This window comes from Streptomyces sp. NPDC090022, assembly GCF_044748145.1.
Lineage (GTDB): Bacteria > Actinomycetota > Actinomycetes > Streptomycetales > Streptomycetaceae > Streptomyces.
Genome location: NZ_JBIVFN010000040.1, coordinates 17,581 through 42,964 on the forward strand (window position 1 = coordinate 17,581; position 25,384 = coordinate 42,964).

At 72.7% G+C, this 25,384-nt stretch carries 24 protein-coding genes; 17 read left to right on the forward strand and 7 right to left on the reverse strand.

Annotation, left to right across the window (positions count from 1 at the left end; translation table 11 throughout):
- Positions 1-12: 12 nt before the first annotated feature.
- Together ACIPXB_RS36090 and ACIPXB_RS36095 are read right to left on the reverse strand one after the other, a co-directional pair.
- A complete protein-coding gene (locus ACIPXB_RS36090; protein ID WP_401457059.1) occupies positions 13-504 on the reverse strand; it encodes a DUF3515 family protein in 492 nt (163 codons plus the stop codon).
- Positions 505-527: 23 nt separating this feature from the next.
- Positions 528-761, reverse strand: a complete 234-nt coding sequence (locus ACIPXB_RS36095; protein WP_401457061.1) for an Lrp/AsnC ligand binding domain-containing protein — start codon at positions 759-761, stop codon at positions 528-530.
- Positions 762-1,006: 245 nt separating this feature from the next.
- Between ACIPXB_RS36095 and ACIPXB_RS36100 the strand changes: the two genes are divergently transcribed.
- Positions 1,007-1,987 (forward strand): thiamine-phosphate kinase, encoded by a 981-nt coding sequence (locus ACIPXB_RS36100; RefSeq protein ID WP_401457063.1) that lies wholly within the window; start codon positions 1,007-1,009, stop codon positions 1,985-1,987.
- Complete coding sequence (gene thiD, locus ACIPXB_RS36105; RefSeq protein WP_401457064.1) at positions 1,984-2,787, forward strand: bifunctional hydroxymethylpyrimidine kinase/phosphomethylpyrimidine kinase; 804 nt, start codon at positions 1,984-1,986, stop codon at positions 2,785-2,787. Before ACIPXB_RS36100 ends, thiD begins: the two co-directional genes overlap by 4 nt.
- A 103-nt stretch (positions 2,788-2,890) precedes the next feature.
- On the opposite strand, the gene rpmB is transcribed toward thiD, so the two are convergent.
- Positions 2,891-3,076 carry a 50S ribosomal protein L28 gene (gene rpmB / locus ACIPXB_RS36110; protein ID WP_007266795.1) on the reverse strand — a complete coding sequence of 62 codons (186 nt, stop codon included), beginning with the start codon at positions 3,074-3,076 and terminating at the stop codon, positions 2,891-2,893.
- A 222-nt stretch (positions 3,077-3,298) separates the two neighbouring features.
- On the opposite strand from rpmB, the gene ACIPXB_RS36115 reads away from it, so the two are divergent.
- From ACIPXB_RS36115 to mutM, 9 genes are all read left to right on the forward strand, one after another.
- Positions 3,299-4,942 (forward strand): DAK2 domain-containing protein, encoded by a 1,644-nt coding sequence (locus ACIPXB_RS36115; protein WP_401457093.1) that lies wholly within the window; start codon positions 3,299-3,301, stop codon positions 4,940-4,942.
- A gap of 26 nt (positions 4,943-4,968) precedes the next feature.
- The gene (gene recG / locus ACIPXB_RS36120; RefSeq protein ID WP_401457067.1) at positions 4,969-7,182 is read left to right on the forward strand and encodes an ATP-dependent DNA helicase RecG; all 2,214 of its coding nucleotides are present in this window, start codon (positions 4,969-4,971) and stop codon (positions 7,180-7,182) included.
- Between the two features lie 71 nt (positions 7,183-7,253).
- On the forward strand, positions 7,254-7,832 hold the full coding sequence (gene rsmD / locus ACIPXB_RS36125) for a 16S rRNA (guanine(966)-N(2))-methyltransferase RsmD (RefSeq protein ID WP_401457068.1): 579 nt from the start codon (positions 7,254-7,256) through the stop codon (positions 7,830-7,832).
- 14 nt (positions 7,833-7,846) lie between these two features.
- A complete protein-coding gene (gene coaD / locus ACIPXB_RS36130; protein WP_401457095.1) occupies positions 7,847-8,326 on the forward strand; it encodes a pantetheine-phosphate adenylyltransferase in 480 nt (159 codons plus the stop codon).
- Positions 8,327-8,421: 95 nt separating this feature from the next.
- Positions 8,422-9,519 (forward strand): cell division initiation protein, encoded by a 1,098-nt coding sequence (locus ACIPXB_RS36135; RefSeq protein WP_401457070.1) that lies wholly within the window; start codon positions 8,422-8,424, stop codon positions 9,517-9,519.
- An 80-nt stretch (positions 9,520-9,599) separates the two neighbouring features.
- Positions 9,600-10,301 carry a YceD family protein gene (locus ACIPXB_RS36140; RefSeq protein ID WP_401457072.1) on the forward strand — a complete coding sequence of 234 codons (702 nt, stop codon included), beginning with the start codon at positions 9,600-9,602 and terminating at the stop codon, positions 10,299-10,301.
- Between the two features lie 2 nt (positions 10,302-10,303).
- Positions 10,304-10,477, forward strand: a complete 174-nt coding sequence (gene rpmF, locus ACIPXB_RS36145) for a 50S ribosomal protein L32 (protein ID WP_003965982.1) — start codon at positions 10,304-10,306, stop codon at positions 10,475-10,477.
- A gap of 19 nt (positions 10,478-10,496) precedes the next feature.
- Complete coding sequence (gene rnc / locus ACIPXB_RS36150; protein WP_401457074.1) at positions 10,497-11,318, forward strand: ribonuclease III; 822 nt, start codon at positions 10,497-10,499, stop codon at positions 11,316-11,318.
- A 132-nt stretch (positions 11,319-11,450) separates the two neighbouring features.
- Positions 11,451-12,320, forward strand: coding sequence for a bifunctional DNA-formamidopyrimidine glycosylase/DNA-(apurinic or apyrimidinic site) lyase (mutM, locus tag ACIPXB_RS36155; protein ID WP_401457076.1), 870 nt, complete (start codon positions 11,451-11,453; stop codon positions 12,318-12,320).
- On the opposite strand, the gene ACIPXB_RS36160 is transcribed toward mutM, so the two are convergent.
- Entirely contained in the window at positions 12,293-12,700 is a 408-nt protein-coding gene (locus tag ACIPXB_RS36160; protein ID WP_401457077.1) for a winged helix-turn-helix transcriptional regulator, read from the reverse strand. The two genes, mutM and ACIPXB_RS36160, sit on opposite strands and share 28 nt — an antisense overlap.
- Before the next feature lie 146 nt (positions 12,701-12,846).
- Between ACIPXB_RS36160 and ACIPXB_RS36165 the strand changes: the two genes are divergently transcribed.
- On the forward strand, positions 12,847-13,458 hold the full coding sequence (locus tag ACIPXB_RS36165) for a flavodoxin family protein (protein ID WP_401457078.1): 612 nt from the start codon (positions 12,847-12,849) through the stop codon (positions 13,456-13,458).
- A gap of 102 nt (positions 13,459-13,560) precedes the next feature.
- On the opposite strand, the gene ACIPXB_RS36170 is transcribed toward ACIPXB_RS36165, so the two are convergent.
- Entirely contained in the window at positions 13,561-14,514 is a 954-nt protein-coding gene (locus ACIPXB_RS36170; protein ID WP_401457079.1) for a CAP domain-containing protein, read from the reverse strand.
- A gap of 172 nt (positions 14,515-14,686) precedes the next feature.
- Here ACIPXB_RS36170 and ACIPXB_RS36175 point away from each other — a divergent pair, with 172 nt between their 5' ends.
- The 4 genes from ACIPXB_RS36175 to ACIPXB_RS36190 all read left to right on the forward strand — a co-directional run bounded on the left by ACIPXB_RS36175 (position 14,687) and on the right by ACIPXB_RS36190 (position 21,271).
- Entirely contained in the window at positions 14,687-14,968 is a 282-nt protein-coding gene (locus ACIPXB_RS36175; RefSeq protein ID WP_401457081.1) for an acylphosphatase, read from the forward strand.
- 325 nt (positions 14,969-15,293) lie between these two features.
- Positions 15,294-15,509: a hypothetical protein gene (locus tag ACIPXB_RS36180; RefSeq protein WP_401457083.1), complete on the forward strand. Its 216-nt coding sequence runs from the start codon at positions 15,294-15,296 to the stop codon at positions 15,507-15,509.
- Between the two features lie 173 nt (positions 15,510-15,682).
- Positions 15,683-19,630: an AAA family ATPase gene (locus ACIPXB_RS36185; protein WP_401457085.1), complete on the forward strand. Its 3,948-nt coding sequence runs from the start codon at positions 15,683-15,685 to the stop codon at positions 19,628-19,630.
- 216 nt (positions 19,631-19,846) lie between these two features.
- Positions 19,847-21,271, forward strand: a complete 1,425-nt coding sequence (locus tag ACIPXB_RS36190; protein WP_401457087.1) for a sugar porter family MFS transporter — start codon at positions 19,847-19,849, stop codon at positions 21,269-21,271.
- Between the two features lie 47 nt (positions 21,272-21,318).
- Here ACIPXB_RS36190 and ACIPXB_RS36195 read toward each other — a convergent pair whose 3' ends face one another.
- Together ACIPXB_RS36195 and ACIPXB_RS36200 are read right to left on the reverse strand one after the other, a co-directional pair.
- The gene (locus tag ACIPXB_RS36195; protein ID WP_401457089.1) at positions 21,319-22,305 is read right to left on the reverse strand and encodes an LLM class flavin-dependent oxidoreductase; all 987 of its coding nucleotides are present in this window, start codon (positions 22,303-22,305) and stop codon (positions 21,319-21,321) included.
- 58 nt (positions 22,306-22,363) lie between these two features.
- A complete protein-coding gene (locus tag ACIPXB_RS36200; protein WP_401457090.1) occupies positions 22,364-23,845 on the reverse strand; it encodes a cytosine permease in 1,482 nt (493 codons plus the stop codon).
- Between the two features lie 153 nt (positions 23,846-23,998).
- Here ACIPXB_RS36200 and ftsY point away from each other — a divergent pair, with 153 nt between their 5' ends.
- On the forward strand, positions 23,999-25,213 hold the full coding sequence (gene ftsY, locus ACIPXB_RS36205; RefSeq protein WP_401457091.1) for a signal recognition particle-docking protein FtsY: 1,215 nt from the start codon (positions 23,999-24,001) through the stop codon (positions 25,211-25,213).
- The last annotated feature ends 171 nt before the right edge of the window (positions 25,214-25,384 follow it).

A 25,384-nucleotide genomic window follows, 5' to 3' on the forward strand; every position in this document is an offset into this window, starting at 1 on the left:
CCGTACGCCGCCTCAGTACGAGGCGATGCCCTCGGGCACGGTCTTCGCGATCGCGTCCGAGAGACCGACCAGCATCCCGGCGTCCTTGGCGTGCTCCTTGTCCACCGTCACCTGGACATAGGCCATCCGGCCCCCGGTCGTGAACCGGAAACCGCCGCCCTCGGCCGCGGGGAGCTGCTCCAGCAGCCAGGCGACGCCGTTGACGTGGACGCCCTCCTGCTTCGGATCGGCCATCTCGCGGGGCCGGGGGATCCCGCACCACAGTACGATCGCCGAGCCGCCCCACGCGGCGGTCAGGTCCGAGCGCGGAGCGGTCTCGCCGCGCGCGAGGCCCGCCACCCGGTCCGGGAGCTCCTCGTGCAGCGCGGCACAGAGCCCCGCGACCGCGGCGGGCGGCGTGGGCGGCGGTTCCACCCGCGCCTCGCGGTCGCCGGGCGCGCAGCCCGCGAGGACCAGCGCGGCGACCAGGGCGGGCAGACGGCGGGACCGGCGGTGCAGGGACATCACCGGCCAAGAGTAGACGGGGGCTACAGATGGACCACGGGGCAGGTCAGGGTGCGGGTGATCCCTTCCACCTGCTGGACCTTGGCGACCACCATGCGGCCGAGCTCGTCCACGGTGTCGGCCTGGGCGCGCACGATCACGTCGTACGGCCCGGTCACGTCCTCGGCCTGGATCACCCCCTGGATCTTGCCGATGGCCTCGGCGACCACCGACGCCTTGCCCACCTCGGTCTGGATGAGGATGTACGCCTGTACCACGGAACCTCCAGGGCGGCCACGAGGATCATTTCCCCTACCCTTCGGATGGGCCCAGGGAAATCGGGTGGGCCCGGGGGAGAAGGGACGCCACGGTACCGCGTCGTCGCATGCCGCGGGGAGACCCGCGGGTCCGGCGCCGCGCGCAGCGGGGCGTACGCAGAGCAGAAGTTGACGTATCTGTTGACGGTACCCAGAGCTGTGACGGCTCGCGACCGCAAGCGGACTGGGCCAGAAGGAGCACAGCGATGAAGGGCACTGTGGGCGAGCTCGGGGAGTTCGGGCTCATCAGGGAGCTCACCTCCCGGCTCACCAGCACCCCGGCGGTCCGGCTCGGGCCCGGTGACGACGCCGCGGTGGTGTCGGCCCCGGACCGGCGCGTGGTGGCCAGCACGGACATCCTGCTGGAGGGCCGGCACTTCCGGCGCGACTGGTCCACCGCCTACGACGTCGGCCGCAAGGCCGCCGCCCAGAACCTGGCCGACATCGCGGCCATGGGCGCCGTCCCGACCGCGCTGCTGCTCGGTCTCGTGGTGCCCGCCGAGCTGCCGGTCACCTGGCCCACCGAGCTGATGGACGGCATCCGCGACGAGTGCCAGGTCGCGGGCGCGGCCGTGGTCGGCGGGGACGTCGTACGGGGCGACACCATCACCGTCGCCATCACCGCCCTCGGCGATCTGCGCAACCACGAGCCGGTCACGCGCTCCGGCGCCCAGCCCGGCGACGTCGTCGCCGTCACCGGCTGGCTGGGCTGGTCCGCCGCCGGCTTCGCGGTGCTCTCCCGGGGCTTCCGCTCCCCGCGGGCCTTCGTCGAGGCGCACCGGCGCCCCGAGCCGCCGTACCACGCGGGCCCCGCGGCCGCCGGACTCGGCGCCACCGCCATGACGGACGTCAGCGACGGCCTGATCGCCGACCTCGGGCACATCGCCGAGGCCAGCAAGGTCCGCATCGACATCCGGTCCGGCGCCGTGGACATCCCCACGCAGATGCACGACATCGGCCAGGCCGTCGGCGTGGACCCGCTCCAGTGGGTGCTCACCGGGGGAGAGGACCACGCCATCGTCGCCACCTTCCCGCCGGACGTGAAGCTGCCGGCCCGCTGGAAGGTCATCGGAGAGGTGCTCAACCCCTCCGCCCAGCCCCAGGTGACCGTCGACGGCGCCCCCTGGACCAGCACCGGCGGCTGGGACCACTTCGGCGGCGACGTCACCGAGGAGCCGCTGCGATGAGCGCGGCACCCGCGCTGTGCCTGACCGTCGCCGGATCCGACTCCGGCGGCGGCGCGGGCATCCAGGCCGACCTCAAGACCATGCAGGCGCTCGGCGTGCACGGGATGAGCGTGGTGACCGCCGTGACCGCCCAGAACTCGACGGGCGTACAGGGAGCCTGGGAGCTGCCCGCCGAGGCCGTCACGGCCCAGTACCGGGCCGTCGTGGACGACATCGGCGTCCACGCGGTCAAGACGGGGATGCTCTCCTCCGCCGCGCTCGTGGAGACCGTGGCGGAGCTGCTGGCCGGCACCGGCGCCCCGGTCGTGGTCGACCCCGTGGGGGTCTCCAAGCACGGGGACACCCTGCTCGCCGCGTCCGCGCTGGACGCCGTCCGCACCGCCCTGCTGCCGCGGGCCACCGTGGCCACGCCCAACCTCGACGAGGTGCGGCAGCTCACCGGCGTGGCCGTGGAGAGCGAGGACGACATGTACCGGGCCGCCGAGGCGGTGCTCGGGTACGGGCCGCGCTGGGCGCTGGTCAAGGGCGGGCACCTCGCGGCGCACGGCGGCGAGGCCGCGGACCTGCTCACCGACGGCGAGCGCCGGCTGTGGCTGCGCTCGCCCCGCTACGACAACCGGCACACCCACGGCACCGGGTGCACGCTGGCCGCCGCGCTGGCCGCGGGGCTGGCCCGGGGCCTGGACGTGCCGGAGGCCGCCACGGCGGCCAAGGAGTACGTCACCGGAGCGATCAAGGGCGGCTTCGCGCTGGGCGGCGGCATCGGCCCGGTCGACCACGCCTGGCGCTGGCGCGCGTAGCCCCGCCCGCCCCGCCAGGCTCTTCGGGGCAAGGCAAAAGGCCGGTCCACCGAGGTGGACCGGCCTTCTTGGCAACCGGAAGGGCTGCGCTACGACGGGAGCGTCAGCGCGAGACCTTGCCGGCCTTGATGCACGAGGTGCAGGCGTTGAGGCGCTTCGGCGTCCCATTGACCACGGCACGAACGCGCTGGATGTTCGGGTTCCAGCGACGCGAGGTGCGGCGGTGCGAGTGGGAGATGTTGTTGCCGAAGCTCGGCCCCTTGGCGCAAACGTCGCAGTTGGCAGCCACAGGTCACTCCAAAGACTTCAGGTGCAATTACAGTGAATCCGGCGCACCGGAATCGATAAGTCCGAAGTGGTTTGCCGGGGGAATGGCCCAGCTTTCGCTGGGCAACCGGAGCAGCATACAACGGCTGCTCCCGTACAGGAAAACTACCATGGACCCCGCAGCGGCCGCCCCGCCCTTCGTTACCCTGCGGTGAACCCCAGCCCGCACGAGGAGGAACGCCCGGTGCCGCACGAGTCGCACACCCTCGACGCCGATGTGGTGCGCACCTGGAGCTCCCTGGCCCTGACCGCCCTGGGCCGGGCCCGCGAGGACATCGACGCGATCAACGTCTACCCGGTCGCCGACGCCGACACCGGCACCAACCTCTACCTGACCGCCGAATCGGCCGCCCGCGAGGTCGAGGCGGCCTGCGACGCCGGGCACGTGAGCGGGACCACGGCCGCCGCCTCCCTCGCCGAGGCCGTGACGGCCTACGCGCACGGCGCCCTCATAGGCGCACGCGGCAACTCGGGCACCATCCTCGCGCAGCTGCTGCGCGGCATGGCCGACGTGCTCGGCGTCCCGGAGACCGCCGGCCAGGAGCCGGGCGCGCGGCTCGCCCACGCCCTGACCCGGGCCGCCGAATCCGCCTACAAGGCGGTCGCCCACCCCGTCGAGGGCACCATGCTCACCGTCGCCGGCGCCGCCGCGCGGGCCGCCGAGACCACCGCCGGGGCGCCGGCCGCCGTGGCCCGGGCCGCCTACGACGCGGCCCGCACCGCCCTGGAGAAGACCCCCGCCCAGCTCGCCGTCCTCGGCAGGGCCGGGGTCGTCGACGCGGGCGGCTGCGGCCTGGTCGCCGTCCTCGGGGCGCTGTGGCAGGCGCTGTCCGGACAGGAACCGGCCGCCGATCCGGTCCCCGGACGGTCGGTGCCCCTGCCGCGCCCCGCCGAGTCCTGCGCACACGAACTCGGGGGCGGGCCCGCGTACGAGGTGATCTACCTGCTGGAGGCCGCGGAGCCGGCCGTGGACACCCTGCGCGCCCGGCTGGACGGGCTCGGGGACTCCCTGGTCGTGGTCGGCGGCGACGGGCTGTGGAACGTCCACGTCCACGTCGACGACCCCGGGGCCGCCGTGGAGGCCGGCGTGGAGGCCGGGCGGCCGTACCGGATCCGCATCACGCACTTCGCCGACGACGCCCGGCAGCGGGCCCGCGCCGAACGCGCCCAGCGGGCCGTCGTCGCCGTGGTCCCCGGCGAGGGCCTGGCCGGGCTCTGCGGGGAGGCGGGCGCGACCACCGTGCTCGCCCGCCCCGGCGAGCCGCCGAGCGCCGCCGAGGTCGCCGACGCCGTACGCCGCGCACACGCCCGCGAGGTGGTGCTGCTGCCCCACGACGCCGAATGGCGCCGGGCCGCCACCGAGGCCGCCGAAGCGGCCCGCGCCGAGGGCGTACGGGTCGCCGTCATCCCCACCCGCTCCGCGGTCCAGGGGCTGGCCGCCCTCGCCGTGCACGACCCCGACGGCAGCTTCGACGAGGACGTGGTCGCCATGACCGCGGCGGCCGGGGCCACCCGCTACGCGGAACTGGCCGTCGCCGAACGGCAGTCCTTCACCTCCGCCGGCATCTGCCAGGCCGGCGACGTCCTCGGCCTCATCGACGGCGACGTCGCGGTGATCGGTGCCGGGCTGCCGGAGACCGCCGAGGCGGTCCTGGACCGCATGCTGGGCTCCGGCGGCGAACTGGTCACCCTGGTCCTGGGCCCCGAGGTGCCGGACGCGCTCGCCGACCGGCTGGCGGCGTACGTACGAGGCGGGCACCTGGCCGTGGACACCGTCACCTACCGCGGCGGCCGCTACTCGGCCCCCCTGCTCATCGGGGTGGAGTAGCCGCCCTGTCACACCCATGGTGTGCAATGGAGCACGTGCCCGCGCTCGACGAACCACTGAAGAAGACGCTCGGCCCCGCCACCGCCAAGGTGCTGGCCGAGCAGCTCGGCCTGCACACGGTCGGCGACCTGCTGCACCACTACCCCCGGCGGTACGCCGAACGCGGCGAGCTGACCCCGCTCGCCGAGCTCGCCGACCAGCTGGACGAACACGTGACGGTCGTCGCGCAGGTCGCCGACGCCCGCGTGCTGACCTTCAACGGCGGCCGCGGCCGCCGCCTGGAAGTCACGATCACCGACGGCGCCGGCCGGCTCCAGCTGGTCTTCTTCGGCTCCGGCGTCCACAAGCCGCACAAAGAACTGCTGCCGGGCACCCGCGCGATGTTCGCGGGCAAGGTGGGCATGTTCAACCGCAGGCTCCAGCTCTCGCACCCCGCGTACGAGCTGCTCGGCGGCGACGGCGGCGACGGCACGGACCGCGACGCGGTGGACGCCTTCGCCAACCAGCTCATCCCGATCTACCCGGCCTGCGGGAAGCTGGAGACCTGGAAGATCTCCAAGGCCGTCGACGCGGTGCTCCCCGGCGCCGCGGACGCCCTCGACCCGCTGCCGCCCGCCCTGCGCGAGGGCCGCGGCATGCTCACCCTCCCCGAGGCCCTGCACCAGATCCACCGTCCGCGCACCAAGGCCGACATCGCCCGCGCCCGCGACCGCCTCAAGTGGGACGAGGCCTTCGTCCTCCAGGTCGCCCTGGCCCGCCGCCGGCACGCCGACACCCAGCTGCCCGCCGTCCCGCGCCGCCCCGCCCCCGGCGGACTGCTCGACGCCTTCGACGCCAAGCTCCCCTTCACCCTGACCGACGGCCAGCAGAAGGTCTCCCGCGAGATCTTCGACGACCTGGCCACCGACCACCCCATGCACCGCCTCCTCCAGGGCGAGGTCGGTTCCGGCAAGACCATGGTGGCCCTGCGGGCGATGCTCGCCGTCGTCGACTGCGGCGGCCAGGCGGCCATGCTCGCGCCCACCGAGGTGCTCGCCCAGCAGCACCACCGCTCCATCACCGAGATGATGGGCGAGCTCGCCGAAGGCGGCATGCTCGGCGGCTCGGAGCAGGGCACCAAGGTGGTCCTGCTGACCGGCTCGATGGGCACGGCCGCGCGCCGGCAGGCACTTCTCGACCTGGTCACCGGCGAGGCCGGGATCGTCATCGGCACGCACGCCCTGATCGAGGACAAGGTGCAGTTCCACGACCTCGGCCTGGTCGTCGTCGACGAACAGCACCGCTTCGGCGTGGAGCAGCGCGACGCCCTGCGCTCGAAGGGCAAGCAGCCCCCGCACCTGCTGGTGATGACCGCCACCCCCATCCCGCGCACGGTCGCGATGACCGTGTTCGGCGATCTGGAGACCTCGGTCCTGGACCAGCTGCCCGCCGGGCGCTCCCCGATCGTCACCCACGTGGTGCCCGCCAAGGACAAGCCGCACTTCCTCACCCGCGCCTGGGAGCGGGTCCGCGAGGAGGTCGAGGGCGGCCACCAGGCGTACGTGGTGTGCCCGCGCATCGGCGACGACGAGGAGGAGACCAAGGGCGGGAAGAAGAAGGCCTCCGCCGAGGACGAGGCCGAGAAGCGGCCGCCGCTCGCCGTCCTCGACATCGCCGCGCAGCTCACCGCCGGCCCGCTCGCCGGGCTGTCCGTCGAGGTGCTGCACGGCCGGATGGACCCGGCCGACAAGGACGACGTCATGCGCCGCTTCGCTGCCGGCGAGGTCACGGTGCTGGTCGCCACCACCGTCATCGAGGTCGGCGTCAACGTCCCGAACTCCACCGTGATGGTGATCATGGACGCGGACCGGTTCGGCGTCTCCCAGCTGCACCAGCTGCGCGGCCGGGTCGGGCGCGGCTCGGCGGCCGGGCTGTGCCTGCTGGTCAGCGAGATGCCCGAGGCCAGCCCCGCCCGGGCGCGGCTGGCCGCCGTCGCCGCCACCCTCGACGGCTTCGAGCTCTCCCGTATCGACCTCGAACAGCGCCGCGAGGGCGACGTGCTGGGCCAGGCCCAGTCGGGCGTGCGGTCCTCGCTGCGCGTGCTGTCCGTCATCGAGGACGAGGAGGTCATCGCCCAGGCCCGGGAGGAGGCCACCCGCGTGGTCGACGCCGACCCCGAGCTCGCCGACCTGCCCGGGCTGCGCACGGCGCTGGACGCCCTGCTGGACACCGAGCGGGAGCGGTTCCTGGAGAAGGGCTGACAATGGGGGCGGGCCGTCCCCCGACGGGACGGCCCGGCCCGACCCGACCCCGCAGACGACAAGGACCCCAGATGACCCGCGTGATCGCCGGCACCGCCGGCGGGCGACGCCTGGCCGTGCCGCCCGGCACCGGCACCCGGCCCACCTCGGACCGGGCGCGCGAGGGCCTGTTCTCCACCTGGGAGTCGCTGCACGGCCTCGACGGGGCCCGCGTCCTCGACCTGTACGGCGGCTCCGGCGCGGTCGGCCTGGAGGCGCTCTCCCGGGGCGCGGCCCACACCCTGCTCGTCGAGGCGGACGCCAAGGCCGCCCGCGCCATCCGGGAGAACATCAAGGCCCTGGGCCTGCCCGGCGCCGAGTTCCGGGCCGGCAAGGCCGAGCAGATCGTGGCGGCCGCGGCCTCCGGGGAGCCGTACGACATCGTCTTCCTGGACCCGCCGTACGTCGTCAGCCATGACGATCTTCGGGAGATCCTGCTCACACTCCGGTCCAATGGCTGGCTCACGGACGACGCGCTCGTCACCGTGGAGCGCAGCACCCGGAGCGGCGCCTTCCCGTGGCCCGAGGGCTTCGAGCCGCTCCGGTCGCGCAAGTACGGCGAGGGCACCCTGTGGTACGGCCGCGCCGCCTTCACCAGCGAAGACTCATGAACGAGGGGGTTCAGTTGCGCCGCGCCGTCTGTCCGGGGTCCTTCGATCCCATCCACAACGGTCACCTCGACGTCATCGGACGCGCCTCCAGGCTGTACGACGTCGTGCACGTGGCCGTGGGGATCAACGAGACGAAGCAGGGCCTGTTCACCGTCGAGGAGCGGATCGAACTGATCCGCGAGGCGACGGCCGAGTACGGGAACGTCCAGGTCGAGGCCTTCCGCGGGCTGCTCGTCGACTTCTGCAAGCAGCGGGAGATCCCGGCCATCGTCAAGGGCCTGCGCGCCGTCAGCGACTTCGACTACGAGCTCCAGATGGCCCAGATGAACATGGGCCTGTCGGGCGTCGAGACGCTGTTCGTGCCGACCATCCCCACCTACAGCTTCCTGTCCTCCTCGCTGGTCAAGGAGGTCGCGTCCTGGGGCGGCGACGTGGCCCACCTGCTGCCGCCGCACGTGCACGCCGCACTGATGGAACGTTTGGCCAGTCGCTGACCCCGGAGACCGGTGTCCCGGGGCCGGCCGGCGGCCGTACAGTCGTCCCGTCCGTCCCGGGAAACCAGCCGGGGCCGAGAGAGTGCGAGCACCCCATGGACGTGCAGAAGAAGCTCGACGAGATCGTGACGGCGGTCGACCGGGCGCGCTCCATGCCGATGTCGGCCTCCTGCGTGATCAACCGTGCGGAGCTGCTCGCCCTGCTCGACGAGGTGCGCCGGGCACTGCCCGGCTCGCTCGCCCAGGCCCAGGAGCTGATCGGCGGCCGTGAGCGGATGGTGGAGGACGCCCGCCGGGAGGCGGAGCGGATCATCGAGTCGGCGCACGCCCAGCGCGGCTCGCTGGTCTCCGACACCGAGGTCGCCCGCCGCTCGCAACAGGAGGCGGACCGGATCCTGGCGCAGGCCCGCCGCGAGGCCGCCGAGATCAGGGCCGAGGCCGACGACTACGTCGACAGCAAGCTGGCGAACTTCGAGGTCGTCCTCACCAAGACCATCGGTTCGGTCGACCGCGGCCGCGAGAAGCTCCTCGGCCGCGGCCCGGGTACGGACGAGCACGGCCACGCGGACGCCGAGGCGCCCGAGCGCAGCCACGACCCCGAGACCCGCACCCGGCAGGCCGACGCGTACGTGGACGCCAAGCTCGCGACCTTCGAGGCGGTGCTCTCCAAGACCCTGGAGGCCGTCGGGCGGGGCCGGCAGAAGCTGCTGGGCCGGCTGCCCGACGAGGACCTCGGGGCGCACATCGCGGCGCAGGACGCGGCGGGCGGCCCGGCGTCGTCGCGCTCGGGCAGCGACGCGGACTTCCTGGCGGGGCTGGCCGAGCCGGGGGCCCCGGTGGCGATCCCGGCCCAGGGCGCACCGGAGCCGGAACCCGTGTACGAGACGTACTCCTACCAGCAGCCGGTGTACCAGGACCCGTACGGGGGATACCCGCAGCCGGACCCGTACGCGGCGGCCGCCTACGCGCAGGCGCCCCAGCAACCCCCGCAGCAGCAGTACGCCCAGCAGGGCGACCCGTACGCCGCCTACCAGCAGCAGCCGCACCAGCAGCAGCCGCACCAGCAGCAGCCGCACCAGCCGCAGCCGCACCCGTACCCGCAGGTGCCGCAGCAGGGGCTCGACGAGACCAGCTTCTTCGACACGAGCATGATCGACCTCGACCGGCTGCGGGCGTACGAGCAGGGCCGCTAGCAGCGCGACCGGCCCGGATTGGGCTCAGAGCGAAGCGCCGGGTATCCTGGCTGTTCGGTCGCGCGGATGCGACCCCCTCCATGCTGCCCGCAGGCGGCAATCTGAGCGATTTCACGAAAGCAGGAACGGCCCTGAACGCCCGCCTCGACCACCGCAACCCCCTCGTGTTCGACACGCACGAGCTGGGACGGCGTCCTGGTGCCATGCAGCGGCTGTCCCGCGAGATCGCGGCTCCGGCGGACCTCGGTCTCGAAGGAGTCATCGGGGTGCCGGAGGGCGCCCCCGTCCAGCTCGACCTCCGCCTGGAGTCGGTCATGGAAGGGGTGCTTGTCACAGGCACCGCCCGTGCATCGGCCGTGGGGGAGTGCGTAAGGTGTCTGGAGGCCGTGGAGCGTGAGCTCGACACGGACTTCCAGGAGATGTTCTCGTACCCTGACGCCGACGACCGGGGCCGCGTGAAGGCGGAGCCGGGCGACGACGCCGAGGACGACGAGGACAGGCTCTTCCTCGAGGACGGCTTGTTCGACCTCGAACCCGTGCTGCGCGACGCGGTGGTGCTCGCACTGCCGCTGCAGCCGGTGTGCCGGGAGGACTGTCTCGGACTGTGCCCCGAATGCGGGCTCAGCCTGAACGACGACCCGGACCACCACCATGAAGCCGTCGACATCCGTTGGGCGGCATTGCAGGGACTCGTCGTGACCGATCAGGACGACGAGAAGGACAACATGAGCGGCACTGCATCTGACGACGTTCAGAGCGCCGCCGAGAAGCAGGAGAAGTAGCCGTGGCTGTTCCGAAGCGGAAGATGTCGCGCAGCAACACGCGCCACCGCCGGTCGCAGTGGAAGGCTGCGGTCCCCACCCTGGTTTCGTGTGAGCGTTGCCAGGAGCCGAAGCTCCAGCACATCGCGTGCCCGAGCTGCGGCACCTACAACAAGCGCCAGGTCCTCGAGGTCTGAGCGGCTGGTGAGAGGCGCAATGTCTGAGCTTGCCGGCGACAAGAAGCAGGCAGACAGCAGCAACGCGGCCTCGTCCCACACGCTTCTGGAAGGGCGGCTCGGCTACAAGCTCGAGTCCGCCCTTCTGGTGCGTGCGCTGACGCACCGTTCGTACGCGTACGAGAACGGCGGCCTGCCCACCAACGAGCGTCTGGAGTTCCTCGGGGACTCCGTGCTCGGCCTGGTGGTCACGGACACGCTGTACCGCACCCACCCCGACCTGCCCGAAGGCCAGCTGGCCAAGCTGCGGGCCGCGGTGGTCAATTCGCGTGCGCTGGCGGAGGTCGGACGTGGCCTCGAACTGGGTTCCTTCATCCGGCTCGGCCGGGGCGAAGAGGGAACGGGCGGCCGGGACAAGGCGTCCATCCTCGCCGACACCCTGGAAGCGGTGATCGGCGCGGTCTATCTCGACCAGGGACTCGACGCGGCCTCGGAGCTGGTGCACCGGCTCTTCGACCCGCTGATCGAGAAGTCCTCGAACCTCGGAGCCGGCCTGGACTGGAAGACCAGTCTCCAGGAGCTCACGGCGGCCGAGGGCCTTGGCGTACCCGAGTACCTGGTCACCGAGACGGGTCCGGACCACGAGAAGACCTTCACTGCTGCCGCCCGCGTCGGTGGTGTCTCGTACGGCACCGGCACCGGCCGCAGCAAGAAGGAAGCGGAACAGCAGGCGGCGGAGTCCGCGTGGCGCGCGATCCGCGCGGCCGCGGACGAGCGGATCGCGGCCCAGGCCGCGGCGGCGTCCGCCGGAGGAAGTGAGGACGGCGGGACGCCGACCCCCGCCGACACTTCTTCCGCCTGACCCGCCCTTCCTTCGGGCAATCCCGCCCGCCCCCTCGCTCCGAGGGGGCGGGCGGCCCCGTTTTCCGGGCCCGCGGGCGGGCTCGGTAGGCTCGACCACGACCGACCCGCGCCCTTTTCCCCAGGAGAGACCGTGCCCGAGCTGCCCGAGGTGGAAGTCGTACGGCGCGGGCTGGAGCGCTGGGTGGCCGGCCGGACCGTCGACTCCGTCGAGGTGCTGCACCCGCGGGCCGTACGGCGCCACCCCGCCGGCGGGGCCGACTTCGCCGCCCGGCTGGCCGGGCGGACCATCGGCGTGCCGATGCGCCGGGGCAAGTACCTGTGGCTGCCCCTCGAAGGACAGGGCATGTCGGTGCTCGGGCACCTCGGCATGAGCGGTCAGCTGCTCGTCCAGCCCGAGGAGGCCGCGGACGAGAAGCACCTGCGGATCCGGGTCAGGTTCCGCGACGACCTCGGCACCGAGCTGCGCTTCGTGGACCAGCGCACGTTCGGCGGGCTCTCGCTGCACGAGAGCGCCGCCGGCAGTGCGGACGGCCTGCCCGACGTCATCGCCCACATCGCCCGGGACCCGCTGGACCCGCTGTTCGACGAGACGGCGTACCACCTCGCCCTGCGCGCCAAGCGCAGCACCGTCAAGCGGGCGCTGCTCGACCAGTCGCTCATCAGCGGTGTCGGCAACATCTACGCCGACGAGGCCCTGTGGCGGGCCCGGCTGCACTACGACCGCCCGACCGACCGGCTGACCCGGCCCCGGAGCGTGGAACTCCTCGGCCACGTACGCGACGTGATGAACGCGGCCCTCGCCGTCGGCGGGACCAGCTTCGACAGCCTGTACGTCAACGTCAACGGCGAGTCGGGCTACTTCGACCGCTCGCTCGACGCGTACGGCCGCGAGGACGAGCCGTGCCGGCGCTGCGGGACCCCGATGCGGCGCCGGCCCTGGATGAACCGGTCCAGCTATTTCTGCCCGCGTTGTCAGAGGGCGCCGCGCGCCTCGTCGTAGGCCTCCCGGGCGGCCAGCACCTGCGGCATGCCCTCCTCCAGGAAGCGGATCAGCGTGAGCAGCCGGGTGGCGACCTCGCGCCCCATCGGCGTGAGCTCGTAGTCCACCCGCGGCGGGTTCGTCGGCTGTGCCTCCCGGTGCACCAGTCCGTCGCGCTCCAGCGCGTGCAGGGTCTGGGACAGCATCTTCTCGCTCACGCCGTCGACGCGCCGGCGCAGTTCGTTGAACCGGCACGAGCCCTCGTACAGCGCGCCCAGGGTCAGGCCGCCCCAGCGGCCGGTGACGTGTTCCAGCGTTTCGCGGGACGGGCACGCGCGCGCGAAGACATCGAACGCCAGTTCGCAGGCCGTCGCGGTTCCGGTGCGGGCGGGAGTCTCCATGGGGCAAGCGTACCCCTGGGTAGCGCTAACTCGTAGATTGCGCTTTCAAAAAGAAAGTGCTTTCCTGTGGGTGTCGCCGCCGGGGGAGCCCCCCCACCGCCGCGCCGACACCCCCGCCCGCTGTGCCCCGAGGGAAGGTCCCCGCCATGTCCGCCACCGCTCACACCCCCGTCGTCTCGATCGCCTACCACTCCGGCTACGGCCACACCGCCGTCGTCGCCGAAGCCGTACGCGACGGGGCCGTCGACGGCGGCGCCATCGTGCACCTGATCAAGGTCGACGAGATCGACGACACCCAGTGGGCGCTGCTCGACGCGTCCGACGCGATCGTCTTCGGCTCGCCCACGTACATGGGCACCGCCTCCGGCGCCTTCCACGTCTTCGCAGAGGCCAGCTCCAAGCGCTGGTTCCAGGACGCCTGGCAGGACAAGCTCGCCGCCGGCTTCTCCAACTCCGCCTCCAAGAGCGGCGACAAGCTGCACACGCTGCAGTTCTTCCAGACGCTGGCCGCCCAGCACGGGATGAACTGGGTCAACCTGGGCCTCAAGCCGGGCTGGAACAGCTCCACGGGATCCGAGAACGACCTCAACCGCCTCGGCTTCTTCTCGGGTGCCGCCGCCCAGACCAACTCCGACGAGGGTCCGGAGGGCGTGCACAAGGCCGACCTCGCCACCGCCCGGCACCTGGGCCGCCGGGTCGCCGAGCAGGCGGCCGTCGTCCTGGCCGGCCGTGCGGCACTGGCCGCCGTCGCCGCCTGAGGCACGGCCCCCGGACGCGACCGCGCCCCCTGTGGTGGTGACAGGGGGCGCGGTCGCGTCGTTTCGTGCGCGGGTGGGCCGGAAGCCGACGTCGCGGGTGGGTTAGAACCCGAAGTCCTGCGTCCACCACGGGCCGCCGGCGGCGACGTGGACACCGACGCCGAGGGTGCGGAACTCGCAGTTGAGGATGTTCGCCTTGTGGTCGGGGCTGTTCATCCAGGCGGTCATGACGGCCTGGGCGTCGCCCTGGCCGCGGGCGATGTTCTCGCCGCCCATCCCCGCCAGGCCGGCCTTGTCGGCGCGGTCCCACGGCGTGTTGCCGTCGGGGTCGGTGTGGGAGAAGAAGCCCCGGGTGGCCATGTCCTTGCTGAACGCGGCGGCCAGAGCGGCCAGCGGCGGGTTCGCGCGGACGGCAGGGCAGCCCGCCTTGGCGCGCTCCGCGTTGACCAGTTCCAGTACGGCCTTCTCCTCGGCGTCGTGCCCGGTCGCGACCGTGGGCACCACGTTCTTCGGGGGCTCGGGGGCCTTGGTGGGCGCCGGGGCCTTCGGGGTCTTCGGGGTCTTCGGGGCCGGGGGAGCCACGGGCGCCGCGGGCGCGGCCGTGCGCGGTGCGGGCTTCACGTCCGGCAGGGCCGGCTTGCCGAGTTTCTCGGACTGCTCCGACTTCTCGGACTGCTCAGGCTTCCCGGGCTTCCCGGGCCGCTCCGCTTCCTTCGCGGCGGGAGCGGACGGGGTCGGCGTCGGCGCGGCGGAGGCCGGGGCCGAGGGGGAGGCCGAGGGGGAGGCCGAGGGGGACGGGGACGCGGAGGCCGACGGGGTCGGGGAACCGCTCGCGACGGCATCGGCCGTGGCGCGGGCGGAGAGGTTCGCCAGCCCGCCCTGCTGCTCCACCTCGGACGCGGTCGCGCGCGGGGTGCGCGCCTCCGCCCCGGCCTCGGTCTTCTTGGCCTCGGTGCCCACGTACGGGAAGGAGTCGCCGACCGGGACCACGCCGGTGGTCACGGCCGCGGTGCCCAGGGCCACGGCCACCGAGATCCCCAGCAGCCCATTGCGCACGACGGAACCGCGCGGGGAGCGCGGAGCGGGAAGTCGGTGGCGTCCCATCGGCGAGCCTTCCAAGATCAACCATTACCCACCCAAATGGGTGAGTTCATTGGTGGGGGACACTACGCCATGGAACGCGGGGGGTGACGTGGCCCGGAGGTGTCCGTCCCGTTAGCGTTCACGCATGAACGAAGACGTCCGGCTGACCGCATGGGTGCGCGGCCGTGTACAGGGAGTGGGCTTCCGCTGGTTCACCAGGGAGAACGCTCTGGAGATCGGCGGTCTGCAGGGCTTCGCGCTGAACCTCGACGACGGCCGAGTGCAGGTGGTGGCCGAAGGTCAACGTGAGAATTGCCACCGGCTGCTCGAATGGCTGCGATCTTCCGACACGCCGGGACGGGTCGACGGAGTCACCGAGATTTGGGGGACGCCGCGCGGCGGCTACGAGGGCTTCGCGATTCGCTGATCATGTACCGATCACATCTCCATACCGCCGGAACTGCGGTTACGTCCCCGAAATGCGACCGCGCGGCTTTCCGCGACGGGCTCACGGGGGCGCGGACGATCACCACGACCCTTGTGCGGACAGGGTTGCCCGCCGATACGGGGCGTGATCGTGTTGACCGTCAAACTTTTTGGTGAGACGCTGGAAGTCCCCGCGCACCTGAGCTGTTTGGCCGTGTTGGCAGTAGTAGCGCAGAGACTGACAGGCGCTGCCAGACACCGCGGGTGCGATTCCCTCACGACCCACACCGCTTCGGTCGGTCACTCAGTGTGGAGGACCATCCATCATGGCAAAGGCGCTTCTCGGTTACGTCGGCGGTTCCGACCCGCGACTCCTCGCCGAGATGCGACGGCTTCAGCAGCGCGTCCAGGACCTCGAGTCCGAGCTTGTACGGATTCAGTCCGAGAACGACGCGCTGAACGCGGCCGCCGCTCAGCACGGAGACTCGCTGCTGGACAGCATCGACCTCGACGTACCCAAGGCGGAGCCTGCGCTCACCTGATTCGCGCCATCTCGTCGCTCGACTCCAGCCCCGCATGATCTGCAAGGGACGCTCCGGCGTCCCTTCTTTCTTTGCGCCGTCCTTCGCGTCGTCCTCGCACCGGATCTTTTGACGTCTGTTGTGCCCTGCACCTTCATGGGCGAAACCGACCGTGAGAGGTAGAGTCCGGCGGCGTGCACCTCAAGTCCCTGACCCTGCGTGGCTTCAAATCGTTCGCTTCCGCGACCACCTTGCGTTTCGAGCCGGGCATCACCTGCGTGGTGGGCCCCAACGGCTCGGGCAAGTCCAACGTGGTCGACGCGTTGTCCTGGGTCATGGGCGAACAGGGGGCCAAGTCCCTGCGCGGCGGGAAGATGGAGGACGTCATCTTCGCCGGCACCACCGGGCGGCCGCCGCTGGGCCGCGCGGAGGTCTCGCTGACCATCGACAACTCCGACGGCGCCCTGCCGATCGACTACGCCGAGGTCACCATCACGCGGATCATGTTCCGCGGAGGCAGCAGCGAGTACCAGATCAACGGTGACACCTGCCGGCTGCTCGACATCCAGGAGCTGCTCTCCGACTCCGGCATCGGCCGCGAGATGCACGTCATCGTCGGCCAGGGCCAGCTGGACTCCGTCCTGCACGCCGATCCGACGGGGCGGCGCGCCTTCATCGAGGAGGCGGCCGGCGTCCTGAAACACCGCAAGCGCAAAGAGAAGGCGCTGCGGAAGCTGGACGCGATGCAGGCCAACCTCGCCCGGGTGCAGGACCTGACGGAGGAGTTGCGGCGGCAGCTGAAGCCGCTGGGCCGGCAGGCCGCGGTCGCCCGGCGGGCGGCGGTCATCCAGGCGGACCTGCGCGACGCGCGGCTGCGGCTGCTCGCCGACGACCTGGTGACGCTGCGCGGGGCGCTGGCGGCGGAGGTCGCGGACGAGGCGGCGCTGAAGGAGCGCAAGGAGGCCGCCGAGGCCGACCTGGCCCAGGCACTGCGGCGCGAGGCCGAGCTGGAGGCGGCCGTACGGGAACTGGCGCCGCGTCTGGCCCGGGCCCAGCAGACCTGGTACGAGCTGTCGCAGCTCGCCGAGCGGGTACGGGGCACGGTGTCGCTGGCGGACGCCCGCGTGAAGAGCGCGACGGCCCCGCAGGAGGAGGAACGCCGTGGCCGCGACCCCGAGGACATGGAGCGGGAGGCCGCCCGGATCCGCGAGCAGGAGGCGGAACTGACGGCGGCTCTGGAAGCGGCGTCCCGGGCCCTGGAGGACACCGTCGCCCACCGGGCGGAGCTGGAACGGGCGCTGGCGCAGGAGGAACGGCGGCTGCGGGACGCCGCGCGGGCCATCGCCGACCGGCGCGAGGGCCTGGCCCGGCTGACCGGACGGCTGGCCGCCGCGCGGTCCCGAGCCGGGGCCGCGCAGGCGGAGATCGACCGGCTGGTGGCGGCGAGCGACGAGGCGCGCTCCCGCGCGGAACTGGCCCAGGAGGAGTACGAGGCGCTGGCCGCCGAGGTCGAGGACCTGGACGGCGCCGGCGCCGGCGCCGAGACCGAACTCGACGGCGCGCGCACGGCGCTGAGGGCCGCGGAGGCGGACCTGGCGGCGGCCCGGGACGCACTGGGCGCGGCCGAACGCGCGCGGGCGGCGGCCACGGCCCGCCGCGACGCGCTGGCCCTCGGCCTGCGGCGCAAGGACGGCACGGGCGCGGTCCTCGCCGCCCGGGAACGGCTGGCGGGCCTGCTGGGCCCGGCGGCGGAACGTCTCTCCGTCACCCCCGGCCACGAGATCCCGGTCGCCGCCGCGCTCGGGTCGGCGGCGGACGCGCTGGCGGTGACCTCACCGGGCTCGGCCGCCGACGCCATCCGGCACCTGCGCGCGAGCGACGCGGGCCGCGCCACGTTCCTGATCACCCCATCGGCCCCCGCGGTCCTCCCGCCCCGGGCCCAGCTGCCCACGGCGGCGCCGACGCCGACGCCGACACCCTCCGAGGGTGGCGTCCCGCACCCCGCGGCGCCCCCGGGCGGGGCAGCCGTCCCGGGCCCGGCTCCCACGCCGGCGTCCGCGCCCGCCGACGCAGCCGCTGCGTACGTCGCGGCGGCCCGGTCCGAGGGCTCCGCCCCGGTCCCACCGCCCGCAACCGCTCCCGTCGGCGGCACCGTTGGGCACCCGGCCCCGGCCCCGGCCGCCACCGCCGGGCCCGCCGACGGCGGGGCCCGGTACCCGGCCGGGGCGGAGACCGAGGGGTGCGCGCCGGTGCCGGCGTCCGCGGTGGCGGTCGGCGGGGGCGCAGACCCGTCGGCCGTGGCCCCGGGCGGGGGTTGCGCCTCGTCGGGTGCGGCCGGGCGGGGGATCCCCGCCGTGGAGCTGGTGCACGGGGATGCCGGGGTCTTGCGGGCGCTGGCGTGGGTGCTGCGGGATCACGTCGTCGTCGGGAGCCTCGACGAGGCCGAGGCCCTCGTACGCGAGCGGGCGGACCTGGTGGCCGTGACCGCCGACGGCGACGTGCTCGGGGGACACCTCGCGCAGGGCGGTTCGGCCGGGGCGCCGAGCCTGATCGAGGTGCAGGCCGCCGTCGACGAGGCCGGGCGCGAGCTCGCGGAACTCGACGTGCGGTGCGGCGAGCTGGCCGGCGTACAGGCGGACGCCGAGGCGCGGCGCCGGGAACTGGCCGCCGCCGTCGAGACGCTGGCGGAGCGGCAGCGGGCCGGGGAGCGGGCCCGGGCCGGGGTGGCCCAGCAGCTCGGCAGGCTGGCCGGGCAGGCCAAGGGGGCCGCCGGCGAGGCCGAGCGCAGCGCCGCGGCCGCGGCCAAGGCGCAGGACGCGCTGGAGCAGGCGCAGACCGACGTCGAGGAGTGCGCCGAACGGCTGGCCGTGGCCGAGGACATGCCCCTCGAGGAGGAGCCGGACACCGCCGTCCGCGACCGGCTGGCCGCCGACGGGGCCAACGCCCGCCAGACCGAGATGGAGGCCCGCCTCCAGCTGCGCACCCACGAGGAGCGGGTCAAGGGGCTGGCCGGGCGGGCCGACGCCCTGGACCGGGGTGCCCGCGCCGAGCGGGAGGCCCGGGCGCGTGCCGAGCGCCGCCGTGCCCGGCTGCGCCACGAGGCCGAGGTGGCGACCGCGGTCGCCGACGGCGCCCGCCAGCTCCTCGTCCACATCGAGGTGTCGCTGGCCCGGGCGGAGCAGGAGAAGGTGGCCGCCGAACACGCCAAGGGCCGCCGCGAGCAGGCCCTGGGCGAGGCGCGCACCCGCGGCCGCGACCTGAAGAGCGAGCTCGACAAGCTGACCGACTCCGTGCACCGCGGCGAGGTGCTGGGCGCCGAGAAGCGGCTGCGCATCGAGGCGCTGGAGACCAAGGCCCTGGAGGAACTCGGCGTCGAGCCCGCCGGCCTGATCGCCGAGTACGGGCCCGGCCAGCCCGTACCGCCCTCGCTCCCGGCCGACGGGGAGGAGCTGCCCGAGGACCCCGGGCATCCGCGCAACCTGCCCGGGCCGTTCGTCCGTGCGCAGCAGGAGAAGCGGCTCAGGGCCGCCGAGCGCGCCTACCAGCAGCTCGGCAAGGTGAACCCGCTGGCCCTGGAGGAGTTCGCCGCCCTGGAGGAACGGCACAAGTTCCTGAGCGAGCAGCTCGAGGACCTGCGCAAGACCCGGGCGGACCTCCTTCAGGTCGTGAAGGAGGTCGACCAGCGCGTCGAACAGGTCTTCACCGAGGCCTACCGGGACACCGCCCGGGAGTTCGAGGGGGTCTTCTCCCGGCTCTTCCCCGGTGGCGAGGGCCGGCTGATCCTGACCGATCCCGACAACATGCTCACCACCGGAGTGGACGTCGAGGCCCGCCCGCCGGGCAAGAAGGTCAAGCGGCTGTCCCTGCTCTCCGGCGGCGAGCGCTCGCTCACGGCGGTGGCGCTGCTGGTCTCCATCTTCAAGGCGCGGCCCAGCCCGTTCTACGTGATGGACGAGGTCGAGGCCGCCCTCGACGACACCAACCTCCAGCGGCTGATCCGGATCATGGAGGAGCTCCAGGAGAGCTCCCAGCTGATCGTCATCACCCATCAGAAGCGCACGATGGAGGTCGCCGACGCGCTGTACGGCGTATCGATGCAGGGTGACGGGGTGTCGAAGGTGATCAGCCAGCGGCTGCGCTGACCCCCTCGCTGGGCTGCCGCCCCTCATTTCTTCAAGTCTTGAACGATGCCTCTCGATCGGGTGCGCTCTTCGCCGGATTCTGTGGACTTGATCCGAAGTCTTGACTTCATGAAATGAAGACATAGGCTCACCCCTGCCGTCTTCCCTCTTCGGGTGGTGTCCGATCTTGAACTGTGCGCCACTAGGAGAACGGACAAATCCCCCACGGAGTACACCTTGACCAGCACAGCGAAGGCGCCCACGCCGGGCGGCGGGCCCCGGCCCGAACACCTCGGCCACGTCATCTTCATCGCGGCGGCGGCCGCCCTCGGCGGCTTCCTCTTCGGCTACGACTCCGCCGTGATCAATGGCGCCAGCGTCGCGATCAAGGAGCGGTTCGGGATCTCCGAGACCGAGCTCGGCACGGTCGTCGCGATCACCCTGCTCGGCTGCGCGGTCGGCGCCGCGGTCGCCGGCCGCCTCGCCGACCGGCTCGGCCGGATCCTGGTCATGCGGATCGCCGCCCTCCTGTTCACCGCCAGCGCCATCGGCTCGGCCCTCCCCTTCGCCGTCTGGGACCTGGGCGTGTGGCGGGCCATCGGCGGCTTCGGCATCGGCATGGCCTCCGTGATCGGCCCGGCGTACATCGCCGAGGTCGCACCGCCCGCCTACCGCGGCCGCCTCGCCTCCTTCCAGCAGGCCGCCATCGTGCTCGGCATCGCCGTCTCCCAGCTCGTGAACTGGGCGATCCTCAACATGGCCGACGGCGAACAGCGCGGCGTCCTCGCCGGCCTGGAGGCCTGGCAGTGGATGCTCGGCGTCATGGTCGTACCGGCCGTGCTCTACGGCCTGATGTCCTTCGTGATCCCCGAGTCGCCGCGCTACCTCATCGCGGTCGGCCGGGAGGAGGAGGCCAAGAAGATCCTGGCAGAGGTCGAGGGCCCGGCCGCCGACCCCGAGGCGCGGGCGGCCGAGATCCGCCTCGCCATGCACAGCGAGACCAAGTCGACGTTCAAGGACCTGCTCGGCGGCCGGTTCGGCTTCCTGCCGATCGTCTGGATCGGCATCGGCCTGTCGGTCTTCCAGCAGCTGGTCGGCATCAACGTGATCTTCTACTACAGCAACGCGCTGTGGCAGTCGGTCGGCATCGACCCGGCGAGCTCGTTCTTCTACTCGTTCGAGACCTCGATCGTGAACATCATCGGCACCGTCATCGCGATGATCTTCGTCGACCGGATCGGCCGCAAGCCGCTCGCCCTGATCGGCTCGGTCGGCATGACGCTGGCGCTCGCCACCTGTGCCTGGGCCTTCTCGTACAAGACCGGCACCGGTGACGACATCTCGCTGCCCGACCTCCAGGGCACCGTCGCGATCGTCGCCGCCAACGTCTTCGTGCTCTTCTTCGCCCTCTCCTGGGGCGTGGTGGTCTGGGTGCTGCTCGGCGAGATGTTCCCCAACCGGATCCGCGCGGCGGCCCTCGGTGTCGCGGCCTCCGCGCAGTGGCTCGCCAACTGGGCGATCACCGTGTCCTTCCCGGACCTGTCCGCCTGGAACCTCTCCGGCGCGTACGTGATCTACGCCGGCTTCGCCCTGCTCTCGATCCCCTTCATCCTCAAGTGGGTGCCGGAGACCAAGGGCAAGGCGCTGGAGGAGATGGGGTAACCACCCCCGCCAACACCCCTCTCCTCGACCACGGGTACTGCCCCGGCTCAGTCCACGAGCCGGGGCAGCACCTGTTCGCACAGCAGGCGCAGACTGCGCCAGCCCTCCTCGACCGGCATCCCGCCGCACAGCGGGTGCAGGACGAGGTTGCCCGCCTCGCCCGCCTCGCGCGCGTACGCCACCGCCTCCTGGGGCGACAGGATCCGGTAGACGCCCTCCGCCCGCAGTTCCTCGACGGTGCGGGCGCCGGAGCGCACCGCCGAGCGGATGTCCTTGGACTGCCAGGACGCGTACATGCCGGCCTCGTGCAGGAAATGCTCCCCGTACAGAGCCCAGGCCCGGTCCGGGTCCTCGGCGATGTGCAGCAACGGGGTCCGCGCGGCCGGCATCATGCAGAACCCCTCGGTGCCGTGCTCGGCCAGCTGCTCCTCGTAGTACGCCTGGAGCTCCGGCAGGTGGGCGCTCGGGAAGAACGGCAGCCCCAGCCGGGCCGCGCGGCGGGCCGCCGCCCGCGAGCTGCCGCCCACCAGCAGCAGCGGGTGCGGCCGGGTGAACGGCACCGGCGTGACCCGCACCGTCCGGCCGCGGAACATGAACGGCTCGCCCGTCCAGGCCTGCAGCAGCGTCTCCAGCAGCTCGTCCTGGAGGCGGCTGCGCCGGCCCCACTCGACGCCGTGCTGCTCGTACTCCTCCGGCCGGTAGCCGATGCCGGCGACCGTGATCAGCCGGCCGCCGCTGAGCAGGTCCAGGACGGCGATGTCCTCGGCGACCTTCAGCGGGTCGTGGAGCGGGCCGATGATCGCCGAGACGGTGACGGAGATCCGGCGGGTGGCGCCGAAGAGCGCACCGGCGAAGGCCAGGGGAGAGGGCAGCCAGTTGTTCCCGGTGCCGTGGTGCTCCTCGGTCTGGAGGGTGTCGATGCCGTGCTCGTCGGCGTACGCCGCCATCTCCAGCGCGCACCGGTAGCGGGCCGAGAGGGTCTCGGGCGTACCGTCGGGGTCGACGAGGTTGAACCGGGCCACGGTGATGGGCATGGAGAAGTCCCCCTCCGCCGGGTGTGGGTGGCGAGGGGGGACGTTAGCTGACGTAGCGTCAGTTGGACAGGGATCCGGTCGGCACGCGCGCGTCGGTGCCACCGGCGGCGGCACCGGCCTCCGGGGCCGTACCACCGGCCCCGGCCGCCGGCGCCGCCGCGCGCGGCAGGACGGCGTACAGCACGCCGGAGGTGAGGATGCCGGCCACCCAGCCCAGGCCGTTGCGCCCGATCCAGGTCCCGGCCAGCGGACCGCTGAACCAGTCCACGGAGGTGAACAGCAGCCCCACCGCCAGCGCCACGCCCCAGGCGGTCATGGCCTGCCAGGCGAAACCGCCCCGGTACCAGTAGGCGCTGGTGCGCGTGGTGTCCAGCAGCGCCGCCCCGTCGTAGACCCGCCCGCGCAGCATGTCCACGCCGAACACGCCGATCCACGCCGAGAAGGCCACGGCCAGCAGCGTCAGGAAGGAGATGAACGACCCGAAGAAGCTCGTCGCCACCACCATCAGCAGGAAACCGAAGACCAGGCTGATGACCGCGTTCACACTGACGGCCCAGGCGCGCGGCACCGTGATGCCCAGTGTCTGCGCGGTGAACCCGGCCGAGTACATCGACATCGAATTGATCAGCAGCATGCCGATCAGGGCGATCAGCAGGTACGGGACCGCCAGCCACGTCGGCAGCAGCTCGCCGATGAAGGAGACCGGGTCCTGCGCCTTCGCCAGGTCCGGGGTGCCCACCGCCATGACTGCGCCCATCAGCACCATCGGGACCACGACCACACCGGCCCCGCCGATGGTCGCGCCCACCATGCCCCGCGAGGAGGCGGTACGCGGCAGATAACGCGTGAAGTCCGGCCCCGACGGCACCCAGCTGATACCGCCCGCCGCGATCGTGCCGATGCCCGCGATCATCATCGCCGTCGACCCCGCGGGCTTGCCGAAGACCGCCGACCAGTCGGTGGTGGCGACCAGGTAGCCGAGCACCAGCACGCTGAAGCCGCCGAAGAGGTACGTGGACCACGTCGAGCAGACCCGCAGCGCGTTGATGCCCAGGCCCGAGACGGCGAACGTGCAGCCGACGAAGAACACCAGCGTGACGACGATCAGCGCGGTGTTGCTCTTGATCCCGAAGAGCAGGTCGAGCACCGTCAGGACGGCGTAGGCGCCGCTGACCGCGTTGATCGTCTCCCAGCCCCACCGGGCCACCCAGATCAGCGAGCCCGGGAACAGGTTGCCGCGCTGGCCGAACACCGCCCGCGACAGCGCCATGCCCGGCGCGCCCCCGCGCTTGCCCGCGATCGAGATCAGACCCACCAGCCCGTACGAGAGGACCGGCGCGGCGAAGGCGACGAGGAGCACCTGCCAGAAGTTCAGCCCGTTGAAGATCACCAGACCGGCGCCCATGGTCAGCAGCAGCACGCTGATGTTGGCGGCGACCCAGGTCGGCACGAGCTCCCGGACACGGCCGGTGCGCTCACGGTCCGGCACGGGCTCCAGGCCGCGGGTCTCTATCGCGCCGTCGGCGGACTCGGCAGGCATGCGCTACTCCGATGGGGACGAGGAGGGGGGAGTCGCCCATCATCGTAGGTGTCGGCCGAAATACCCAAATAGGGGCTTCGGTCCCGGTGCGCAGCGCGGCCGGTCCGGTCGGTTCGGCCCGCCGGCGGTCCGGTGGCCGATACTGGGTGCGTTATGGACATCCTCATCCTTGCTGTAGTCATCGCCCTGGTCGCGGTCGGTGCCATCAGCGGTCTCGTGGTCAGCAGCCGCAAGAAGAAGCAGCTGCCGCCCCCGCCGCCGAGCGCGCCGACCATCACTGCCCCGCCCGCCGAACCGCAGGTGGGGGAGGACGCCGCTCCGACGGTCGCCGAGCCGCGCCGGACCATCGAGGAGGTCGTGCTCCCCGAGGCGGAGGCCGCCGCTCCCGAGGCCCCCGCCGCGGCCGAGCCCGAGGCTCCGGCCGCGCCCGAGATCGAGGTGCCCGAGCCCACCGCCGGCCGCCTGGTCCGGCTGCGCGCGCGCCTGGCCCGCTCGCAGAACTCCCTCGGCAAGGGGCTGCTCACGCTGCTCTCGCGCGAGCACCTCGACGAGGACACCTGGGAGGAGATCGAGGAGACCCTCCTCACCGCCGACGTCGGCGTCAAGCCCACGCAGGAGCTCGTCGACCGGCTCCGCGAGCGGGTCCGGGTGCTCGGCACCCGCACCCCCGACGAGCTGCGCGCCCTGCTCCGCGAGGAGCTGCTGCACCTGATCGGCACCGACGTCGACCGCGCCGTGAAGACCGAGTCCGGGGTCGACACGCCCGGCGTCGTGATGGTCGTCGGCGTCAACGGCACCGGCAAGACCACCACCACCGGCAAGCTCGCCCGGGTCCTGGTCGCCGACGGCCGCTCCGTGGTCCTCGGCGCCGCCGACACCTTCCGCGCCGCCGCCGCCGACCAGCTCCAGACCTGGGGCGAGCGCGTCGGCGCCCGCACCGTGCGCGGCCCCGAGGGCGGCGACCCGGCGTCCATCGCCTTCGACGCCGTCAAGGAGGGGATCGCCGAGGGCGCCGACGTCGTCCTGATCGACACCGCCGGCCGCCTGCACACCAAGACCGGCCTCATGGACGAGCTCGGCAAGGTCAAGCGCGTCGTGGAGAAGCACGGCCCGCTGGACGAGATCCTCCTCGTCCTCGACGCCACCACCGGCCAGAACGGCCTCACGCAGGCCCGTGTCTTCGCCGAGGTCGTCGACATCACCGGCATCGTGCTCACCAAGCTCGACGGCACCGCCAAGGGCGGCATCGTCGTCGCCGTCCAGCGCGAGCTCGGCGTCCCGGTCAAGCTCGTCGGCCTCGGCGAGGGCCCCGACGACCTGGCGCCGTTCGAGCCGGAGGCGTTCGTCGACGCCCTCATCGGCGACTGACGCAGGCGCGCGTACCGCGTGCGTGCACCGCGCCCGCACCGCACCCGTACGGCCAACAGGGGCCCCGCGATCCGCACCGGATGCTGTTGGTCAATTCGGGGTCGTCTGCTTCGCCCCGTCGATCGAGTTCTGGTCGGCGGGGCGAAGTCGTGCGAAGTGGCTGGTGCGGGT

What these genes read in the sequence shown, in the direction of transcription:
- ACIPXB_RS36090 (WP_401457059.1), bottom strand. Translation starts at nt 504, where the DNA reads ATGTCCCTGCACCGCCGGTCCCGCCGTCTGCCCGCCCTGGTCGCCGCG.
- ACIPXB_RS36100 (WP_401457063.1), top strand. Translation starts at nt 1,007, where the DNA reads ATGAAGGGCACTGTGGGCGAGCTCGGGGAGTTCGGGCTCATCAGGGAG.
- thiD (WP_401457064.1), top strand. Translation starts at nt 1,984, where the DNA reads ATGAGCGCGGCACCCGCGCTGTGCCTGACCGTCGCCGGATCCGACTCC.
- recG (WP_401457067.1), top strand. Translation starts at nt 4,969, where the DNA reads ATGGAGCACGTGCCCGCGCTCGACGAACCACTGAAGAAGACGCTCGGC.
- rsmD (WP_401457068.1), top strand. Translation starts at nt 7,254, where the DNA reads ATGACCCGCGTGATCGCCGGCACCGCCGGCGGGCGACGCCTGGCCGTG.
- ACIPXB_RS36135 (WP_401457070.1), top strand. Translation starts at nt 8,422, where the DNA reads ATGGACGTGCAGAAGAAGCTCGACGAGATCGTGACGGCGGTCGACCGG.
- ACIPXB_RS36140 (WP_401457072.1), top strand. Translation starts at nt 9,600, where the DNA reads ATGCTGCCCGCAGGCGGCAATCTGAGCGATTTCACGAAAGCAGGAACG.
- rnc (WP_401457074.1), top strand. Translation starts at nt 10,497, where the DNA reads ATGTCTGAGCTTGCCGGCGACAAGAAGCAGGCAGACAGCAGCAACGCG.
- ACIPXB_RS36160 (WP_401457077.1), bottom strand. Translation starts at nt 12,700, where the DNA reads ATGGAGACTCCCGCCCGCACCGGAACCGCGACGGCCTGCGAACTGGCG.
- ACIPXB_RS36165 (WP_401457078.1), top strand. Translation starts at nt 12,847, where the DNA reads ATGTCCGCCACCGCTCACACCCCCGTCGTCTCGATCGCCTACCACTCC.
- ACIPXB_RS36175 (WP_401457081.1), top strand. Translation starts at nt 14,687, where the DNA reads ATGAACGAAGACGTCCGGCTGACCGCATGGGTGCGCGGCCGTGTACAG.
- ACIPXB_RS36180 (WP_401457083.1), top strand. Translation starts at nt 15,294, where the DNA reads ATGGCAAAGGCGCTTCTCGGTTACGTCGGCGGTTCCGACCCGCGACTC.
- ACIPXB_RS36195 (WP_401457089.1), bottom strand. Translation starts at nt 22,305, where the DNA reads ATGCCCATCACCGTGGCCCGGTTCAACCTCGTCGACCCCGACGGTACG.
- ACIPXB_RS36200 (WP_401457090.1), bottom strand. Translation starts at nt 23,845, where the DNA reads ATGCCTGCCGAGTCCGCCGACGGCGCGATAGAGACCCGCGGCCTGGAG.
- ftsY (WP_401457091.1), top strand. Translation starts at nt 23,999, where the DNA reads ATGGACATCCTCATCCTTGCTGTAGTCATCGCCCTGGTCGCGGTCGGT.